Here is an 18,566-nt window from a genome sequence, read left to right as displayed (position 1 = left end):
GGATGCCGGTGTAATCGGCGATGTCGTAGCCGAAATCGGCCATCGGCGAGGGATAGATCGGCGACAGCCAGAGCGCGTCGACGCCGAGCTCGACCAGATAGTCGAGCCGCGCCAGCACCCCCGGCAGGTCGCCGACCCCGTCGCCGTTGCTGTCCTGAAACGAGCGCGGATAGATCTGATACACGATCCCATGCTGCCACCAGGCCGTTTCCGTCATTCGTGCGTCCTCACGCGTCAGAGGCGAAGGCGACCGTGCTCAGCAGCGCGTTCGCGGCCTGCCGCGAATCGAGTCGCGTATGCTGTAGGACGATGGGAGCATCCGATTCGAACATGCTGGCGAATTCGGTGCCGCGGGGGATTGGCTCCGGGTCCTTCAGCTCGTTGAACCGGAGGTGAAGGGTTCGACGCGCCGGGACCGTCACGCGATAGGGGCCGACGGGTTCCCGGTCCGCGAAGAAGACGGTGATATCGACATGCGCGTCCTGGTCGCCCGTGTTCAGCATGCATGCCGTCTCATGGCTGGTGAATTCCGGTTCGGGACCGGTGCTCCAGGCGGGAATGTACCCTTCCGCGATCGCCCAACGCCGGCGGCCGATCGGCTCGCTCATGATTGCTCCTCCTTGCTCACACCAAAATCCGCTGCCCGGCTTGACGGGCGCCCAGCCAGCAATAACCGTAGCCGCTAAGCTCGACCTCCAGCTTCCGGCCTTGAAGCGACGGGTCGTCGCGCATGCCGAGCAGGTCGGTGATGCCGTCCCAGTCCTCTGCGTCGTTGATCGTCAGTCGCGCTCGGCATGGGGCCGCCGACAGATTGTGCAGGACGATCACGGTCCGGCCCTCCCAATCGCGGCGGTGGGCGAGGAGCGCGGGGTCGGCGGTTTCGATCAACCGCCAGCTTCCCCAGCCGAGCTCCGGGCATTCCTTGCGGCGCCGGATCAGCCGTTCCATCCAGTTCAGCAGCGAGTCCGGATCGCGACGCTGGCTCGAGACGTTGATCGCCGACGGCCCGTAGTCGCCCTCGACGACCGGCCGCCGAAGCTTCTCGGGCGGCGCCGTCGAGAAGCCGCCATTGGGGCCGTCGGACCACTGCATTGGCGCGCGCACGCTCATGCGGCCTTCAATGGCGAGATTCTCGGCCATCCCGATCTCCTCGCCATAGAACAGAACCGGCGTGCCCGGCAGGGAGAACATCAGGCTGTAGGCCAGTCGGATGCGCGCCGGATCGCCATCGAGCATCGGCGGCAGCCGCCGGCGCAACCCGCGACCGAAGATCTGCATCTCCGGGTCGGGCCCGAAGGCCGCAAATACCTCCTGGCGCTCCGCGTCTGAAAGCTTGTCGAGCGTCAGCTCGTCGTGATTGCGCACGAAGTTCGCCCACTGATCATCGCTCGGGATCGCCGGCAGGGCGCGCAGCATCTGGATCAGGGGGCGGGCATCCTGACGCGCCAGGGCGAGATACATCGCCTGATTCAGCAGGAAGTCGAGGCACATATGAAGCTGATCGGCGGTCTCGTCGCCGAAATATTTTGCCATGTCCTCCGGCTTCAGATTGACCTCTCCCATCAGGATCGCATCGCCCTGCCGACGGCTCATATAGGCGCGCATGTCGGTCAGGAAGCCATGGGGGTCGATGTCGACTCCTTTTGGCATCGCCTTGCTGTCCACCAGGAAGGGGACCGCATCGACCCGAAAGCCGGATACGCCGAGCTGCAGCCAGAAGCTCACGATCTTCGCGATCTCGTCGCGGACGGCCGGATGCGAAAAATTGAGGTCGGGCTGATGGCTGTAGAAATGGTGCAGGTAGTACTGGCCGGCGGCCTCGTCCCATGACCAGATGCTGTCCTCCGCATCGGGGAAAACCGGCTTCGAAGATTCCTGTTCGGGCGGCTCGTCGCGCCAGATGTAGAACTCGCGATAGGGTGAATCGCGATCCGCGCGCGCCGCCTGGAACCAGGGGTGCTGGTTCGAGGTGTGATTGACGACGAGATCGACGATCACCCGGATGCCCCTGTCCCGGGCCGTGCGCACGAACTCGACGAACTCTCCCAGCGTGCCGAGCCGGGGGTCGACGGTGTAGTAGTCGACGACGTCATACCCGTCGTCACGGTTCGGCGAGGGGTAGAACGGCATCAGCCAAAGGCAGGTGATTCCGATGCCGGAGAGATAGTCGATCCTCTCGGTCAGGCCGCGGAAATCACCGATGCCGTCCCCGTTGGAGTCGAAGAAGGTCTCGACATCCAGGCAATAGAAGACGGCATTCTTCCACCACAGATCGCTGGTTTGGGCGATCATCATGATGATAGTGCCGAAACGGGCATGGGGTGGCGTCCTCCGAAGGTGCGTGGTCTTCTTCGCAATTGAAGTCCCGAACCTCGGCCATGGTTCCCTGCCTTTTGGCCGGAGTTCCCGGGTCAGAGCTTACGGTCCGGTCGTTAAGGCAGATCGACCGAGGCGGACGACCTATCTAAAAAGGATGTCCAAGAATCTATCCATCCGCCATGTGCGAAGGGCGGCCGCCACCTGGCGGGGCGGCATGAAGCCGGCGGGATTGGCGTTGATCGTCCTTGCCCTGATGATCCTGCCGCATCTGGCCTGGCCCCAGGACGGCCGAGGCCGGGAAGCGATCCTCCTGGATGTCGAGGGGGCGATCGGCCCCGCTACGACCGACTATGTCACCCGCGGATTGGCGGCGGCGCGCGATCGGGATGCGACAGTCGTTGTGCTGCGCATCGACACCCCTGGCGGACTCGATCTCTCGATGCGCGAAATCATCCAGGCCATCTTCGCATCGCCCATCCCGGTCATCGGCTATGTCGCGCCCAGCGGCGCGCGCGCTGCCAGCGCCGGGACCTACATCCTCTATGCCAGCCATGTCGCCGCGATGGCGCCCGGCACCAATCTCGGGGCCGCGACCCCGATTCAGCTCGGCGGCGGGTCGCAACCTCTCGACGATGAGCCGGAGAGGGACGAGGAGGCCGGGGACGGGGCTGATAGTGACGGCGGTGAATCGGAGGGTCCGGGCGTGCCGACCGATGCGGCGTCGGCCAAGGCGGTCAATGACGCCGTCGCCTATATTCGCGGGCTTGCCGAGCTGCGCGGCCGCAACGCCGATTGGGCGGAGGCGGCGGTGCGGCGGGCGGAAAGCCTCGCGGCACGGGCGGCGCTCGACCGGAACGTGATCGAGATCGTCGCCGGCAATACGGATGACCTGCTGCGCCAGGCCGACGGAATGGTCGTGGCGCTTCAGGGCGAAGACGTCAGGCTCGACACGGCCGGGCTTGCGGTTACCGCGATCGAGCCCGATTGGCGGACGCGTCTCCTCGCCATCATCACCAACCCGAATATCGCCTACATCCTGCTTCTGGTCGGCATCTACGGGATCATCTTCGAGTTCGTGAATCCCGGTATGATCTTCTCCGGCGTCGTCGGTACGATCAGCCTACTGCTCGGGCTGTTCGCGCTCAATCTCTTGCCGATCGATTATGCCGGCCTCGGTCTGGCGGCCCTCGGAATTGCTTTCATGGTCGCCGAGGCGTTTGTGCCCGCCTACGGCGTGCTGGGCATCGGCGGCGTGATCGCCTTCGCGATCGGGTCGGTAATTATGTTCGAGACCGACGTGCCCGGCTTCGGCATCTCGATTCCGCTGATCGGTGTCGTGACCGTGCTCAGCGCGGCTCTGCTGGTTTTCGCGCTGACGGCGGTCCTCCGGTCGCATCGCCGCGGCGTCACGACGGGGGCGGAGGCGCTGATCGGCAGTGCAGGGCGAATCGTCAGCTGGTCGAACGGCGGCGGCCGCGTCCAAGTCCATGGCGAGCACTGGCACGCCCGATCGAGCCGCCCGCTCCTGCCGGGCCAGAAGGTCCAGGTGAAGGGTCGCGATGATCTGACGCTGATCGTCGAGCCTGATCCCGACCTCGGTCCAGCGACCGACTCAACCCCGGGGCCCGGCGACAACGCCAAGCGGAGGACATGAAACCATGTATGCCGATCTTGCCGTGTATCTCGTCATCGCGATCCTTCTGGTTGCCTTCGTCGCGTCGGCCTTCAAGGTGCTGCGCGAATATGAGCGTGGCGTGCTCTTCACGCTCGGCCGCTATTCCGGCGTCAAGGGGCCCGGGCTGATCTTCGTGATTCCCTTGGTCCAGCAGATCGTGCGGGTCGATCTGCGCACGATCGTGCTCGACGTCCCGAGCCAGGACGTGATCTCTCGGGACAACGTCTCGGCGAAGGTCAATGCGGTAATCTATTTCCGTGTCGTCGATGCCGACCGGGCGGTCATCCAGGTGGAGGACTTCATGACGGCGACGAGCCAGCTTGCCCAGACCACCTTGCGGTCCGTCCTCGGCAAGCATGATCTCGACGAGATGCTCGCCGAGCGGGACAAGCTCAACAACGACATCCAGGCGATTCTCGACAGTCAGACCGACGCCTGGGGCATCAAGGTCGCCAATGTCGAGATCAAGCATGTCGATATCGACGAAAGCATGGTCCGCGCCATCGCGCGCCAGGCGGAGGCGGAGCGCAATCGCCGGGCCAAGATCATCAATGCCGAGGGCGAGCAGCAGGCCGCCGAGAAGCTGGTCGAGGCGGCCGAGATCATGGCCCGGGCACCGCAGGCGATGCAGCTCCGATATCTGGCGACGCTGCACGACATTTCCGGCGAGCGGAGCTCGACGATCGTGTTCCCCTTTCCCATCGACTTGGTGGAGGGCTTGCGCGACCTGATGCCGGGCGGCGCCAAGCAGCCAAGCTGAGCATGGCTTTCCTGCCGCCGGAACCTTCGCATTGGACCGGGTGTTGTTAGGCCTCCGCGACTGAGAGAAAGCAAGACAGCATCCGATGCCTTCGGCGAACAAGCTCCGTTACGCGCCGGTCGTCGATTTCGATCGTCCGGCCATCACCGGCATAGCCGAGCCCCCCGAAGGTGTGGCGGCGCTCATACTCGCCGAATGGGCGTCGGCGTTGGGAACGCGCGGACTCCTGTTCGCCGCCCGCAGCGAGGGCCGCGCCCGGCGCATCGCGCGGGCGGCGCAAGGGTTTGCGCCCGGGCTCGAGGTGCTGGTGCTGCCGTCCTGGGATTGCCTTCCCTATGATCGTGCGTCTCCGTCGCGCGCCGTCATGGGCGAGCGCATCACCGTACTGCGGCGCTTGGCCAAGCCGCCGGGCGCCGACGGCCGCCTGTTGCTCGCCCCGGTCGATACGCTGCTACAGCGCATCCCACCACGCCGCGTCTGGTCGGATGCCCGGCTCGAGATTGCCGTCGGCCAGCCGCTGCCGCTGGAGGATTTGAAAGTTTACCTGATCCAGACCGGCTACCATCTCGACGAACGAGTTGACGAGCCGGGCGAGGCGGCAATTCGGGGCGCCGTCATCGACCTGTTCCCCGGCAACGAGGCACAGCCCTACCGGCTCGATATTGCCGATGGCGGCGTGACGACGATCCGCCGCTACGACGCCTACACACAGCGGAGCGACGGCGAAACACAGGCCTTAACGCTGCAGCCGGTCTCCGAAGTCCTGCTCGATGCAAATCTGGTGCGGCGGTTTCTGCGGAGCGACAAGACGGAAATGGGCGCCGAGGCGCAGCCCGCCGAGGGTATTCTCGACGGGACGCCGGAGATGCCGTGCCGTATCGCCGGCCTCGAGCACTGGCTGCCCCAGTTCCATGACGCGCTCGAGACGCTGTTCGATTGCCTGCCCAAGGCGCCGCTGGTTCTCGATGCCGACACAGACTCGCGGCGGGCGGCTGCGATCGAGCAGGTTGCGGACGCCTATGAGCGCCGTCTCGCACGGCCTGCGATGGGCCGGGCGGATCGGACGCCGCCGGATCGAACGCCGCTCAGGCCCGATCGCCTCTATCTGGACGAGGCGGCGTGGCGTGACCGGACCGCCGATCGGGCGGTTCTGTCGTTCGACGAGTCGGTGGAGCAGAAGCTCGTCAGCGACGCCATTCCCGGACCGCGCTTCACCGAGGAGGACGACCGGCTGGGAAGCTTCGCCCGGCATGTGGAGGCGCGACGGGCGGCGGGCGGCCATGTCATTCTCACGGCCGAGGCCGAACCGGCGCGGCGGCGGCTGGCGCGTTGGCTCGAGCGTCGCTTGGGGATCGCGGTCACGGAGATCGAGCGATGGGCCGACATTGCATTTCTACCGAAGGACGGCATCGCCTCCCTGGCGCTGGAGCTCGACCGTGGATTCCTGCTCCCGGGCTTGGCGGTCGTCACCGCCGCCGATGTGGATGGTGATCGTATGCGGGTCGCGGTACCGCTGCCTCGTGCCGGGCAGGATGCCTTCGCCGGATCGGACCTCCGGCCGGGCGATCTCGTCGTGCATCTCGAGCATGGGATCGGCGTGGTGCGCGGACTCGAAACCATGACGGAGAACGGTGCGCCCAAGGACTGTCTGGCGCTCGAATACGCCGCCGAGGCCAAGTTGCTGGTGCCGGTCGAGGAGATGGACCTGCTCTGGCGCTACGGTTCAGAAGATGCAAAGGTCACGCTCGATCGCTTGAACGGCAACGGCTGGAAGCGGCGGAAGGCCGAGGTGGAGGCACAAATCGCGGCTACCGCCGAGAGTCTGGTCCGTCTTGCCCAAGAGCGGCAGAAGGCCACCGCGCCGGAGCTTCGCGCGCCGCGAACACTCTATCGGCGGTTCGTCGCCCGCTTTCCCTATGCCGAGACGGCGGACCAGGCCGAGGCGATCGAGGCGGTGCTGCGCGATCTGGCGCGCGGTCGCCCGATGAATCGTTTGGTCTGCGGCGATGTCGGCTTCGGCAAGACCGAGGTGGCGCTGCGCGCGGCGGCGACGGCCGTCCTCGCCGGCAAGCAGGTCGCGCTGGCGGCGCCGACCACCGTCCTGGTTCGCCAGCACCTGCAGACCTTCCGAGACCGCTTTTCCGGTTTCGATATCCGGGTCGAGCGGCTGTCGGGTGCGGCTTCCGGCGCGGCCGCCCGCGCGATGAAAGCCGGCCTCGCGGATGGCTCCATCCATATCGTGATCGGCACGCACAGCCTGGCGTCGGATGCGATCCAGTTCAACGATCTGGGACTCGTCGTGATCGACGAGGAGCAGCGCTTCGGCGCCGAGCACAAAGAGCGGTTGCGCGCACTCGGGCGATCGGCGCACCTCTTGACCATGACCGCGACGCCCATCCCGCGGACATTGCAGGCGGCGCTGGTCGGGCTTCAGGACCTCAGCGTCATCGCCACGCCCCCGGTCCGCCGGCAGCCAATCCGCAGCTTCATGCTGGCGTTCGATCCCGTGGTCGTCCGTGAGGCGCTGCTGCGCGAGCGGAATCGCGGCGGCCAGAGCTTCGTCGTCTGCCCGCGCATCAAGGATCTGGAGCCAATGGGGAACCGGCTGGCCGAGCTTGTGCCGGAGCTGGATATCGCGGTCGCCCATGGCCGCATGAAGGCCGACGCTCTCGACGACGTAATGATCGGCTTCGTCAACGGCGCGCACGACGTGCTGCTCGCGACGAACATCATCGAGGCCGGTCTCGACATCCCCGGCGCCAACACCATTCTGGTCTGGCGTGCCGACCGGTTCGGTTTGGCGCAGCTCCATCAACTGCGCGGCCGCGTCGGGCGCGGCCGGGTGCGTGGCATCGCCTACCTCCTGCTCGAACCGGAGGCGCGACTCTTACCCGCGACCGAGCAGCGGCTGCGCACCCTGGAGGCGCTCGACAGCCAGGGCGCCGGTTTCGCGATCAGCGCGCGCGACCTGGATCTGCGTGGCGCCGGCGACCTGATGGGCGAGGACCAGAAGGGGCATATAGCGCTGATCGGCACCGAGCTCTACCAGCATCTTCTGGCGCGGGCCGTTGCTGAAGCTAGCGGCAGATCACGATCCACGGATGCACCGCCGGAACTCCACGTCGAGGCTCCCGGTCTTATCCCCGCCGACTATGTGCCGGACGAGGAGGTCCGTATCGGCCTCTACCAGCGGCTGTCGCGGCTGCAGACTGAGGTACAGGTCTCCGACTTCGCCGAGGAAATCGAAGACCGCTTCGGCCCTCCTCCCGAGCCTGTTCTTGCCATGCTGGCGCTCGCCCGCATCCGCCAGCGATGCCGCCGCTTCGGCATAGCCAAGATCGAGGCGGGCCCTCAGGCCGTCGCGGCGACCTTTCGGAGCATTACGGAGCGCAAAACGACGATGAAGATGTATGGCGGCCTAAGCTGGGCTGAAGACCGTCTGATTCATCGGAAGAAGACGATGTCTCCGAACGAGCGCCTCGGCGCCGTCGAAGATCTTCTGCGCCGCATCGAGGACGCACCGAAGTAAAAGTCCCTTGGCCGAACTGCAGCCAAGCGAGTTGAGGCCTTGCGGGATCAAGCGCGCCTGAAATGCAAGGTGTTGATCCCCGCGGATGCACAGCGGGCAAACTTTGTGTTAGATTGCGATTGGGGCGCTTATAGGAGCTGGCGGTCCGCGCATGCGGCATATCCTGCTTCTTCCGGCTCTGCTCGTCTTCGGCATGACCGCATCTCCGGTCCGTGCGGCGGATATCGCTGTCATTCTCAGCGCTGAAGTGGACGCCTACGAGAAGACCCTTCGGGGATTCGCGGAGACCGTCGACCACCGAATCGTCGCCGAATACGACATGGCGGGCGACTTCGACCGAGGCCAGCGAATCCTGGCGGAGATCCGGTCCGAGGTGAAGCCCGATCTGATTCTGGCGGTGGGTATCTGGGCGCTCCAGGTAATCGTCCGCGAGCCGCTCGACGTTCCCGTGGTTTTCGCCATGGTGCTTAACCCGCCGACCATCATCGGCAGCGAGCCGCGGAACATCACCGGCGCCAGCATGAATGTTCCGGTCGACAAGTCGATCCAGATTCTTGAAGAGCTAGGGCCCGAGGTTCGCCGCATCGGCGTGATCTACAATCCGACAACAACCGGCTACCTCGTGAAAACGGCGGGAGAGGCCGCGCAAGAGCGGGGGCTTGAGCTCGTCGCGCGAGAGGCCGCAAGTCCGAAGCAGGCGGTACAGGCCGTGAATGCCCTGCAGACCGAGGGGATCGATGCGCTGTGGATCCTGCCGGACGAAACGGTGCTCGATCCGACGGTCCTCGAATACGCTCTGTTGTCGTCCTATCGCTATAAGGTCCCGTTGCTCGGGCTGTCGGAGCGGCAGGCGGAAATGGGCGCTCTGCTGTCAGTCTCCTTCGGCAGCAGCCAGGATATCGGACGGCAAGCCGGCGAGCTTGCCAACGCCATTCTCGAAGGCGGAGTCACTGGACCGATCCCCTACACGACTGCCCGGACCCTTCGCGTCGTCGTGAACCTGAAGGCCGCCGAGAAGCTCGGCGTCGAAATTCCGGAAAGTATCCTGGCCATGGCCGACACCGTCATACGCTGAAGGTCGGTCCAGCTGACGCAGGGAGGAGCCGATGCCGGTCCGTTTCGTGTTTCTCAGCCTGTCGGTCGCGGTGGCATTGCTCGCGGCGAGCGGTTGTCCGCAAGATTCTGCGGCCGGCGATGTCGCCGATGTGGTGACGGATCTGTATAGCGGGGACGGAATCACGCTTGCGCCGACACCGCCGCCCTTTCCGAGCCATGCGCCCCACTTTACCGCGTCCTCGTTGGGCGGCCTGAACGAACTCAACCAGGCCGTGACGGCCAACGCCGGATTGTTCCCCTTCAGCTCGGTCGTGGCCGGCTTCACCTTCAATGTCGAGCTAGGCGTTCCGGTCCGCACGACAGAGAGCCTCGGGCCTTTGATCGCCGAGCGTGCTTCGACGCTTGGCGAAGGAAATCTCTATCTGGGCGTGTCCTATAGCCGCATCGACTACCAGCGCTTCGAAGGCGACTCGCTCAACGACCTGTCGCTGATCTTCTCGCATGAGGACGTGAACCAGGACGGCGTTCTCGGCCCCGCGGGCACGCCCTTGGCATTCGAGCTCGATCAGGTCCGGGTTGATCTCGATCTGGAGATCGAGCAGGATCTCCTCGCCCTCTATGCGACCTACGGCGTGACGGAGCGATGGGATGTCGGGGCCATCGTCCCCATCATTCACTCCAGCGCCCGCGCCGAAGCCCATGGCACGGTCGTCCGAAACAGCCCGAACAGCGCCGAGATCCATAACTTCAATCCGGAATTGGGCGGTGATCCTGCCGATTCGACCATCGACCGGGATGCGACCGGCCTCGGCGACGTCATCCTTCGGACGAAATACAACTTCCTGCGGGACGAGCGGCCTTGGCCCGACCTTGCCGCGGTCGGCCTCGTCAAGCTGCCGACCGGCGACGAGGACGATCTTCTCGGCACGGGGGAAACGGATGTTCTGGGCATGCTGGTTGCGTCGCGCGCGTTCGGCGCTGTGATGCCGCACCTGAACCTGGGATACGAGATCTCGACCGATTCCGAGCAGAGCAATCTTCTTTACATCGTGGGGGGCGACTGGGCGCTGTCGCCGCGCCTTACCCTCGCCGGCGATATCTTCGGGCGCTGGGAGCCCAGCGGCGACGATATCGGCGATCATCTCGTCGATCTGGCCTTCGGGGCGAAATGGAATGCCTACGGCGATCTTGTGCTGAGCGGCAACATCCTGGTTCCGCTCAACCCTGACGAGGGCCTTAGAACCGATTTCATTTGGACATTAGGCGCTGAGATGCCGTTCTGACATGTTGGAAGCCGTTGGTCAGCAGCAAGCAGAGAGTCAAACGCCAGTAAGGCCGGCCGACGCCGCGCGCGGCTGGATCCGGCGGCCCTTGACGCTTGGCGGCCGGATCTTCTGGTCGGTGATGCCGATCATTCTCGTCCTCTGGGTTCTCGTCGGCGCCTGGAGTCTGTACGACCAACGGCAGCTGATGACGACGGAATTCCTGAAGCGCGGCCAGGCGATGGCCGGCAACCTCGCTTACAGCAGCGAACTCGGTGTTTTCACGGAGGATCAGCAGCTGCTGGAAGCTTCGCTTCGGGGCGTCCTCGGAGATCCCGACGTGGCCTATGTCGCGATTTATGGCGAGGACGGGCGGATACTCACGCGCGGCGGAGAGGATGACCGCCAGGTCGAGGCCGTTTCGGAAGCGCTCGCCCCGGGCGAGCAGGCGCGCTTGGTTCAGCGGCGGCAGGCGTTCTCGAACCGAATCGCCGGCCCGGCCGGAGATTTTATCGAGTTCCTCGCGCCAATCCTGTCCGAGCAGGCACGCACGCCGGACGAGCTTCTGATCGGCCCGCTCGACGAGGCGCGCGGGGCGGTCGGAGGGCCGGACCAGCGAATGATCGGCGCCGTGCGGCTCGGCCTGTCGCTCGAAGGTCTCGAGGCGCATGTTGTCCGGCTGCTTCAGCTCTGGGGCAGTATCACGGTCGTCCTGCTGAGTTTGAGCCTGATTGCCATCTATACACTGTCGCACCGCATCACGCGGCCGGTGATGCGACTGACGCACCAAGCGAAGCAGATCGCCGCGGGCGTCCTCGACCAAGTAACGCAGGTCGAATCCCGCGATGAGATCGGACAGCTGGCCGCCAGCTTCAACCAGATGGCAATCGCGCTGCAGCGGAACATTGATGAAAAGGAGCAGGCCCTTCACCGGCTGCGGGAACTGAACCGAACCCTCGAGGACCGTATCCGTCAGAGGACCAGCGAGCTTGAGGAGCAGAGCGAGGCGCTGCAGCGTTCGCTCAAGGAAGTGCGGGTGATGGCGGAAATCACACACGCGGTCAGCGCGTCGCTCGACCTTCAATGGGTGCTCCACAGCATTGCGCGGCATGCGGTCGATCTGTCCGGTTCGGACGGCTGCGCCATCTTCGAGTTCGATCCGGCCCGAAGCCGGTTCGACGTCGTGGCGAGCCACAATCTCGCGACGCCCTTTCTCGAGGCGATCGCATCGGTGCCGGTCGATCTGTCGTCGGCGGTGATCGCCGAGCCGTTTCAGATTTCGGATGTGGAGAAGTCGGAAAGCTATCGGTTCCGGGATGTTCTGCTCCAGGAGGGATACCGCGCGGCGCTCATCGTTCCGATGGGCAGCGAGAACGCAACGCGGGGGGCCGTGATCTTCCGTCGCAAACCCGGCTCGTTCGATCCGCGGGTGGTCGATTTCGTAACGACCCTGGCAAATCAGTCCAAAGTTGCGATCGACAATGCCCGGCTCTTCCGGGAGGTTCAGCACCGCGAGATCGAGCTTGAGAATGCGAGCAAGCACAAGTCGCAGTTTCTCGCTAATATGAGCCATGAGCTGAGGACGCCGCTCAACGCCATTCTTGGCTATACGGAGCTGATCCTCGACGACCTCTATGGCGAGGTGCCCGCAAGGATGCGGGAGGTGCTGGGGCGGGTCGAGCACAACGGGCGGCATCTCCTCAATCTGATCAACGACGTTCTCGACCTGTCGAAGATCGAGGCGGGACGGCTAACGTTGTCGTTGGACGAATATTCGATGCAGCAGGTCGTCCAGTCTGTCGTGCTGTCCGTGGAAACGCTGGCCGCCGAGAAAGGTTTGGCGCTGAACGTCGAAGTCCCCGCCGACCTGCCGGTCGGTTATGGCGACGAGCGGCGACTTACGCAGGTGCTCCTCAACCTTGTCGGAAACGCAATCAAGTTCACCGAGGCCGGAGAGATATTGGTCCGCGCCGTCGTCTCGGACGACGCTTTCATTGTTTCCGTGTCGGATACCGGCCCAGGGATATCTGAAGCCGACCGGTGCGAGATCTTCAAGGAATTTCATCAGGTCGACAACTCCAGCACGCGCCCGAAGGGCGGAACAGGCCTTGGTCTCGCGATCGCGAAGCGAATCATCGAAATGCATGGCGGACGGCTTGGGGTCGAATCGACTCTAGGGATCGGTTCGACCTTCTCGTTCAAGGTGCCGATCCGCGTCGAACGGAGAGGGCATGAGCAGTCGTATTCTAGTGATCGAGGATCAGGACGATAACCGGCGGATCGTGCGCGACCTGCTCGCCAACGCCGGCTACGAGGTGATCGAGGCCGCCTCCGGCGACAGCGGCGTGGCGATGGCGGAGTCGGAACACCCGGACCTGATCCTGATGGATATACAGCTTCCCGGAATCGACGGGTACGAGGCGACGCGCCGGATCAAGAAAAACCCGGTGCTGCAGCGAATTCCGATCATCGCCGTGACGTCCTACGCCCTGAGTGGCGACGATGCGAAGGCGCTGGAGGCGGGGTGCGACGCATATCTCTCCAAACCGGTGAGTCCGCGCAGGTTGCTGGCCAAGGTGCAGGAATTTCTGCCCTGAGGATCATCAAAGGCCAGTGATGAGAAGCACACCGCTGATCCTGATCGTTGACGATAATGCCGCGAACCTCGACATCCTCCGGACGCGGCTCGCCAATCACGGCTACGAGATCCTCGCGGCAACCGACGGCGAGGAAGCGCTTCGTATAGCCCGGGAGGAGCGGCCGGACTTGGTCCTGCTGGATGTGATGATGCCGAAAATGGACGGAACGGAAGTCTGTCGCCGGCTGAAAGGCGACCCGTCGTTCCCGTTCATCCCAATCATAATGGTCACCGCGAAGTCGGACGCTCGAGACATCATCGCCGGCCTTGAGGCCGGTGCCGACGAGTACCTGACCAAGCCCGTGGATCAGCCGGCGCTCGTGGCGCGCGTGAAGTCAATGCTTCGGATCAAGGCGCTGCACGACATGAGCCAGGAGCAGGCGGCGCGGCTGGAAGCGCAGGCGCAACAGCTCGCGGAGTGGAACCAGCGTCTCGAGGAGCGGGTGGCCGCACAGCTTGCGGAACTCCGACGGGTGGCGCACCTCAAGCAGTTTTTCTCGCCTCAGCTCGTTGAGTACATTGTTTCCGGCGGGGGCGACAACGTGATGGAGAGCCATCGGCGGGAGATTACCGGGGTCTTCTGCGATCTGCGCGGGTTCACCGCCTTCGCCGAAACCGCCGAGCCGGAGGAAGTGATGCGCGTCCTGCGCGAGTACCACGATGCAGTGGGGCCGCTCACCTTCGAGTTCGAGGCGACGCTCGAGCACATCGCCGGAGACGGTCTGACAGCCTTCTTCAACGATCCCCGGCCCTGCCCGGATCCAGCCGCCCGTGCGGTGCGGATGGCGTTGGCCCAGCGGCAGGCGGTGGACGCGCTGATCGGGATATGGCGCAAGCGCGGATATGAATTGGGGTTTGGCGTGGGGATTGCGCTCGGCTACGCGACGCTGGGGCAGATCGGCTTTTCGGGCCGCTTCCACTATGGTGCCATCGGCTCGGTCCTGAACCTCGCGTCGAGACTCTGCGACAAGGCGCGGAGCGGACAGATCCTTATCTCGCAACGGGTCTATGCGGAGGTGGAGGATCTCGTTGAGGTCGAGCCCCTGGGAGAACTCATGCTCCGGGGCTTCTCGAAGCCGGTCACCGCCTTCAACGTGGTGCGGCTCAAGGCAGAGCAGCCTGAAGCGGTCGAGTAGGCTGCCTTGTCGGGGGCCTGTCTGGTTCTTGTCCCTGGCATTGCCAGTCATGCAGGGCGCGTGGTCTAGCGAGTCGTGCCTCTCCCCTCGGCAGACGGCGAAGCTCGGCCGTTGCCTTCCGGCACTGTAGGCAAGTTCCTTGATTACGGTGCCGGAAGGAGGCTTCGGCCGTTTGTGCCCTGCGGGCGGATTCGGCCTACTGTCCCGGCCGAAGCTCGACCTTGAGCCAGCCCGGCTCGCGCTTGTCGAAGGCCTTGTAAGCCGCGATCGCGTCGGTCATCGGCTCCACCTTCGTCAGAATCTCCAGTGGGTCGACCGTGCCGCGGCGGACCATGTCGACCAGCTCCGGGATATAGCGGCGGTGGTTGCAGTTGCCCAAGTTGATCGAGAGGTTTTTGTTCATCGCCGCGCCGATCGGAAAGCTCCGCACCGTCTGCGGATAGACCCCGATGACCGACAGCGTCCCCGCCTTGGCGAGCGCCTCGACGCCCCAATCGAGCACCTGCGACGGCGCGTTCCCCGGATGCCAGCTCCCGTTCTGAGGGTTGGTCTGCGGCGCGGCTGCCTGCTGCTCTTGCTTCAACCGATCGGCCTGCTGCTTCGCCTGTTCCGCCGCCGGCCCCTGATGCGCGTGGACGGCATCGACGCCGACCGCATCGATCACCCGGTCGACCCCGATGCCGCCGGTCAGTTGGCGGATCACCTCGACCGGACTCTCGGCATCGAAATCGATGACCTCGGCCCCCTGCTGTCGCGCCATTGCCAGACGATCGGGCAGGGTGTCGATCGCCAGCACCCGGTCGGCGCCGAGCAGCTTCGCGCTGAGGATCGCGAACTGGCCGACCGGGCCGCAGCCGAACACGGCCACCGTGTCGCCGGCCTGGATCTCGGCCAGCTCGGCGCCGAAATAGCCGGTCGGAAAGATGTCGGAGATCAGGATCGCCTGATCGTCGCTGACCTCGTCCGGCAGCTTGACGAGCCCGACATTCGCATAGGGAATGCGGGCATATTCGGCCTGAAGACCGTCGAAGGGGCCGGTCGTCTCCGGCCCGCCGAAGAAGGCGGTGCCGGCGAGTTTGCCGTGCGGGTTCGCGTTGTCGCATTGCGCGTGATAGCCGGCGCGGCAGTAGGAGCAGAAGCCGCAGGCGATCGTCGATGGAACGACGACGCGGTCGCCGACATTGAGGTTGCGCACGTTCTGCCCGACCTCCTCGACCACGCCGACCGCCTCATGCCCCAGAACGGTGCCGGGCTTCATGCCGGGCATCGTGCCGCGGATCATATGCAGGTCGGTGCCGCAGATCGCGCTCGCCGTGATCCGCACGACGGCGTCGGTCGGGTCCTGGATCTTCGGCTCGGGAACATCGTCGAGCCGGATGTCGCCGATGCCGTGAAAGACGACTGCCTTCATAGCCTCTGCCTCCTATCTGGAAGGGCGAATGACCTGCGGTGGACCGACCTGCCGCAGGTCCTGTTCCCTTTCGTAACCCGGCGCATGGGCCGTTGTTCCGCCGGCCCGCCGTGTCAGGCGTCATTTCTCGAGCGGGATAGAGACGGTCGTTTCTTCTCTCATCGTCACGCTCTCCAGAACGGCTTCCGGGCTTCGGCCATGGCCTCGGCCCGGGTCTTCCCGATGTCGCGCAGTAGGCGATCATCAAGGGCGGCCAGGGCACGCCGCTGCGCGCGCCGTCCGATCCATCCAGCTATGTTCGGCCGGCCTTCGACGATGCCGCGGGCAATCGCAAGGAGCTCGATATGCCGGGTCCAGCGCAACGCCTTCTTGAGGGCGGTCATGCCCGTGTCTGGTGCCGATCTCATAAGCCGGACGATCCCATCCGGCAGTGCCCTTGTCACGAATGGACGGTTCGGCTAAGATCGAATTATGAATGCAGGCCCCCATATCGCCGAGGTGGCGGCGCTGATCGGCGATCCCGCGCGCGCGAACATCCTGACGGCACTGATGGACGGCCGCGCCCTGACCGCGACTGAGCTGTCCTATCGCGCCGGTGTCTCGCCACAGACCACCAGCGGCCATCTGGCGAAGCTGACGGAGTCGGGCCTGCTGGCCGTCGAGAGCCAAGGGCGACATCGATATTTCCGGCTGGCAACCCCGGCCGTCGCGCAGGCGGTGGAGGCGCTGATGATGCTGACTACCCACACGCCGCCGCGGTATCGGCCGCCATCGCGGGAGGATCAGGCGATCCGTCTCGCCCGGACCTGCTATGATCATCTTGCCGGCAAGCTGGGCGTCGCCGTTACCGAGGCGCTGTTGGACCGCGCCTGCATCGAGCCGGTCGGCCGGGATTACCGGGTGACGGCGACCGGCGACGCCTTCCTTCGGGATCTCGGCATCGATCTCGACAAGGCAAAGCGGCAGCGCCGGGCCTTTGCGCGCCAATGCCTCGATTGGAGCGAGCGGCGCCCGCATCTGGCCGGCGCGTTGGGCGCGGCGTTGGCGACCCGCGGTTTCGAGCTGGGTTGGATCAGCCGGGCAGGGGATGGCCGCGCGCTTCAGGTGAGCGCGGCCGGCCATAAGGCGCTGAACGACCTGTTCGGCGTCGCGCTCTCCGGGTAGGACGGCCCGCCGGTAGTGGCGGTCACTGTCCTATGCGGGGAAGGTCAGCCAGATCGCCCAGATGACCAGGGCGGTGATGCCAAGGCCGGCAATCGCTGGAACAAGCCAGTTTCGCGCCGGGTGTCGCCTCTCCAAAGTTGCAGTCGGTTCGGCCGGCGCGCCGGGCGGCGCCAACGAATCGGTTTCGGCGTTCCGGACCGACTCGGCGATGGCTTCCTGATCGGCCATCGAACGGGCGACGGCCTCCCTGTCGGGAGGTCGTCCCGCCGCCTCGTCATCGGTTCCCAAGGGCGCGGTGGCCGGATCGGGAAAATCGACCTTGTCAACCAGCCGCCCTTGGTCCGTCCGATGCCGGAGCCGCTCCGCTTCCTCGGGCATGCGCGGCTACCCGGCCTTGCGGAATTCCTCGACTGGGCTGGGCCCGATCACCTCCAGCCGATACTCACGGCCTTTCGCCTTCACATGCTTGTCGATCACCTGTTCGCTGGGAACCGGTCCATGGCCGTTCACGACCCGTTGATAGGCGAAGTACCGGTGGTCGGGAGCCAAGGTCTCGACGGGCACGAACTCGGTCTCGTTCGCCGTCAGGTTGATCTGTGATCCCAGAACCTGGCGGACATATTCCTTGTTCGACTGGAAGGTGACCGCCTCCGGGAGCTCTTTCGGCAACATCGCTTCGGGGTCCTTCTTGTCGGTCTGGCGCATCAGCTCGCAGGCAATGCGCAGATGCTCGATCTCCATCGCCAGATGCAGCTCCCAGATCTGGCGGATCCGCGGATCGGGCTCTTGCTGCATGAAGGAATAGTAGAGATAGCACTCGTTATATTCGTGCAGCACTAGCATCTCCGCCCAGCTCGCGCCCGCATCGAGCAGCGATTCATAGTGGGTAACGTGCTGCTCCTCGATCTGGGCGATCTCGAGATAGAGGCCGCGAGCCATAGGCTCCGTCGGCCGGTTGCCGATGTTCATGTAGTAGTTCATCGTCTGCTGCTCGGCCGCCGTGATCGTCAGGGCGTGCAGCAACGACCGCGGATCGTCCTTGTTCCGGTCGAGCGGCTTGCGGACATCGTCCATCGGGTGACGATGCTCGGCGATCGTCGGCCGGCCCGGCGTGATCTCCGTCAGGCCCTTGACGATCTTCTCGGCCTTTTTGCCCTCCAGCATGTCCATCAGATTGGCATAGCGGTAGAGGTGGTCGAAATCCTCGAGTAGCCCGAACTCGTAGGCCTGGCGGGCATAAGGATTCGGCTCGTTCTGCGCGACCCAGGCGGTCAGGTCGACCGCGACCTGCTCATAGCCGATGACCGTCTCGAGGTTGCTCGCCTCGCCGGGAACGAGCCAGCACACCGCCTTCTGCTGCTGCTGTTCGGCCCGCCGGACCAGCGCCAGCTGGCGCTTCAGGTCCAGGTCGGTCGTATGCCGCGCGAACTGATGCGAGAACATGACCGCTTCGACCTCGATGCCGTTCATCGTGATGACGCGGCACTGGGTATAGGGATCGACGCTGTTCTTGTCGTAGGGCTTGACGTTCAGTTCCGACCAGTTGCGGAATTGCCGATCGATCGGGATGCCCTTTTCCTGGAGCGGATTGAAACCCATGCTGACCTCCACGCAGT

The 18,566-nt window shown here is 64.9% G+C and carries 16 protein-coding genes; 9 read left to right on the top strand and 7 right to left on the bottom strand.

What is annotated here, in order from left to right; all coding sequences use genetic code 11:
- From DT069_RS16950 to DT069_RS16940, 3 genes are all read right to left on the bottom strand, one after another.
- Positions 1-217: alpha-amylase family glycosyl hydrolase (locus DT069_RS16950; protein WP_425450321.1), on the bottom strand; the 217-nt coding region annotated here is incomplete at its 3' end.
- A 10-nt stretch (positions 218-227) separates the two neighbouring features.
- Positions 228-608, bottom strand: coding sequence for a sensory rhodopsin transducer (locus DT069_RS16945; RefSeq protein WP_119461486.1), 381 nt, complete (start codon positions 606-608; stop codon positions 228-230).
- A gap of 16 nt (positions 609-624) precedes the next feature.
- Entirely contained in the window at positions 625-2,295 is a 1,671-nt protein-coding gene (locus DT069_RS16940) for an alpha-amylase family protein (protein WP_119461485.1), read from the bottom strand.
- A gap of 238 nt (positions 2,296-2,533) precedes the next feature.
- Here DT069_RS16940 and DT069_RS16935 point away from each other — a divergent pair, with 238 nt between their 5' ends.
- From DT069_RS16935 to DT069_RS16900, 8 genes are all read left to right on the top strand, one after another.
- Positions 2,534-3,973, top strand: coding sequence for an NfeD family protein (locus tag DT069_RS16935; RefSeq protein ID WP_162913248.1), 1,440 nt, complete (start codon positions 2,534-2,536; stop codon positions 3,971-3,973).
- 4 nt (positions 3,974-3,977) lie between these two features.
- Positions 3,978-4,754, top strand: coding sequence for a slipin family protein (locus DT069_RS16930; RefSeq protein ID WP_119461483.1), 777 nt, complete (start codon positions 3,978-3,980; stop codon positions 4,752-4,754).
- Positions 4,755-4,839: 85 nt separating this feature from the next.
- Entirely contained in the window at positions 4,840-8,283 is a 3,444-nt protein-coding gene (gene mfd, locus DT069_RS16925) for a transcription-repair coupling factor (RefSeq protein ID WP_119461482.1), read from the top strand.
- Positions 8,284-8,434: 151 nt separating this feature from the next.
- A complete protein-coding gene (locus DT069_RS16920) occupies positions 8,435-9,358 on the top strand; it encodes an ABC transporter substrate-binding protein (RefSeq protein ID WP_119461481.1) in 924 nt (307 codons plus the stop codon).
- Positions 9,359-9,389: 31 nt separating this feature from the next.
- Complete coding sequence (locus tag DT069_RS16915) at positions 9,390-10,622, top strand: transporter (RefSeq protein WP_119461480.1); 1,233 nt, start codon at positions 9,390-9,392, stop codon at positions 10,620-10,622.
- Position 10,623: 1 nt separating this feature from the next.
- A complete protein-coding gene (locus tag DT069_RS16910; RefSeq protein ID WP_119461479.1) occupies positions 10,624-12,873 on the top strand; it encodes a HAMP domain-containing sensor histidine kinase in 2,250 nt (749 codons plus the stop codon).
- Positions 12,833-13,198: a response regulator gene (locus DT069_RS16905; protein ID WP_119461478.1), complete on the top strand. Its 366-nt coding sequence runs from the start codon at positions 12,833-12,835 to the stop codon at positions 13,196-13,198. The genes DT069_RS16910 and DT069_RS16905 overlap by 41 nt, the downstream gene beginning before the upstream one ends.
- Positions 13,199-13,217: 19 nt before the next feature.
- A complete protein-coding gene (locus DT069_RS16900; RefSeq protein ID WP_119461477.1) occupies positions 13,218-14,375 on the top strand; it encodes an adenylate/guanylate cyclase domain-containing protein in 1,158 nt (385 codons plus the stop codon).
- Between the two features lie 196 nt (positions 14,376-14,571).
- Here DT069_RS16900 and DT069_RS16895 read toward each other — a convergent pair whose 3' ends face one another.
- The gene (locus DT069_RS16895) at positions 14,572-15,786 is read right to left on the bottom strand and encodes a zinc-dependent alcohol dehydrogenase (protein WP_119461476.1); all 1,215 of its coding nucleotides are present in this window, start codon (positions 15,784-15,786) and stop codon (positions 14,572-14,574) included.
- 164 nt (positions 15,787-15,950) lie between these two features.
- On the bottom strand, positions 15,951-16,193 hold the full coding sequence (locus tag DT069_RS16890; protein ID WP_425450320.1) for a DUF1127 domain-containing protein: 243 nt from the start codon (positions 16,191-16,193) through the stop codon (positions 15,951-15,953).
- A gap of 64 nt (positions 16,194-16,257) precedes the next feature.
- On the opposite strand from DT069_RS16890, the gene DT069_RS16885 reads away from it, so the two are divergent.
- On the top strand, positions 16,258-16,950 hold the full coding sequence (locus tag DT069_RS16885) for an ArsR/SmtB family transcription factor (protein WP_425450319.1): 693 nt from the start codon (positions 16,258-16,260) through the stop codon (positions 16,948-16,950).
- A 30-nt stretch (positions 16,951-16,980) separates the two neighbouring features.
- Here DT069_RS16885 and DT069_RS16880 read toward each other — a convergent pair whose 3' ends face one another.
- On the bottom strand, positions 16,981-17,328 hold the full coding sequence (locus DT069_RS16880) for a hypothetical protein (protein ID WP_119461473.1): 348 nt from the start codon (positions 17,326-17,328) through the stop codon (positions 16,981-16,983).
- Between the two features lie 6 nt (positions 17,329-17,334).
- Complete coding sequence (locus tag DT069_RS16875; protein ID WP_119461472.1) at positions 17,335-18,549, bottom strand: hypothetical protein; 1,215 nt, start codon at positions 18,547-18,549, stop codon at positions 17,335-17,337.
- Positions 18,550-18,566 lie beyond the last annotated feature (17 nt).

This window comes from Virgifigura deserti (assembly GCA_003576685.1).
In the GTDB taxonomy this organism is placed as follows: domain Bacteria; phylum Pseudomonadota; class Alphaproteobacteria; order Dongiales; family Dongiaceae; genus Virgifigura; species Virgifigura deserti.
Note: the sequence above shows the minus strand (reverse complement) of the source record. Positions and strands in the feature narration are given on the sequence as shown.

Coding starts and splice junctions, on each gene's coding strand:
- DT069_RS16945 (WP_119461486.1), bottom strand. CDS start 608: ATGAGCGAGCCGATCGGCCGCCGGCGTTGGGCGATCGCGGAAGGGTAC.
- DT069_RS16940 (WP_119461485.1), bottom strand. CDS start 2,295: ATGATGATCGCCCAAACCAGCGATCTGTGGTGGAAGAATGCCGTCTTC.
- DT069_RS16935 (WP_162913248.1), top strand. CDS start 2,534: ATGAAGCCGGCGGGATTGGCGTTGATCGTCCTTGCCCTGATGATCCTG.
- DT069_RS16930 (WP_119461483.1), top strand. CDS start 3,978: ATGTATGCCGATCTTGCCGTGTATCTCGTCATCGCGATCCTTCTGGTT.
- mfd (WP_119461482.1), top strand. CDS start 4,840: ATGCCTTCGGCGAACAAGCTCCGTTACGCGCCGGTCGTCGATTTCGAT.
- DT069_RS16920 (WP_119461481.1), top strand. CDS start 8,435: ATGCGGCATATCCTGCTTCTTCCGGCTCTGCTCGTCTTCGGCATGACC.
- DT069_RS16915 (WP_119461480.1), top strand. CDS start 9,390: ATGCCGGTCCGTTTCGTGTTTCTCAGCCTGTCGGTCGCGGTGGCATTG.
- DT069_RS16910 (WP_119461479.1), top strand. CDS start 10,624: ATGTTGGAAGCCGTTGGTCAGCAGCAAGCAGAGAGTCAAACGCCAGTA.
- DT069_RS16905 (WP_119461478.1), top strand. CDS start 12,833: ATGAGCAGTCGTATTCTAGTGATCGAGGATCAGGACGATAACCGGCGG.
- DT069_RS16900 (WP_119461477.1), top strand. CDS start 13,218: ATGAGAAGCACACCGCTGATCCTGATCGTTGACGATAATGCCGCGAAC.
- DT069_RS16895 (WP_119461476.1), bottom strand. CDS start 15,786: ATGAAGGCAGTCGTCTTTCACGGCATCGGCGACATCCGGCTCGACGAT.
- DT069_RS16890 (WP_425450320.1), bottom strand. CDS start 16,193: ATGAGATCGGCACCAGACACGGGCATGACCGCCCTCAAGAAGGCGTTG.
- DT069_RS16885 (WP_425450319.1), top strand. CDS start 16,258: ATGAATGCAGGCCCCCATATCGCCGAGGTGGCGGCGCTGATCGGCGAT.
- DT069_RS16880 (WP_119461473.1), bottom strand. CDS start 17,328: ATGCCCGAGGAAGCGGAGCGGCTCCGGCATCGGACGGACCAAGGGCGG.
- DT069_RS16875 (WP_119461472.1), bottom strand. CDS start 18,549: ATGGGTTTCAATCCGCTCCAGGAAAAGGGCATCCCGATCGATCGGCAA.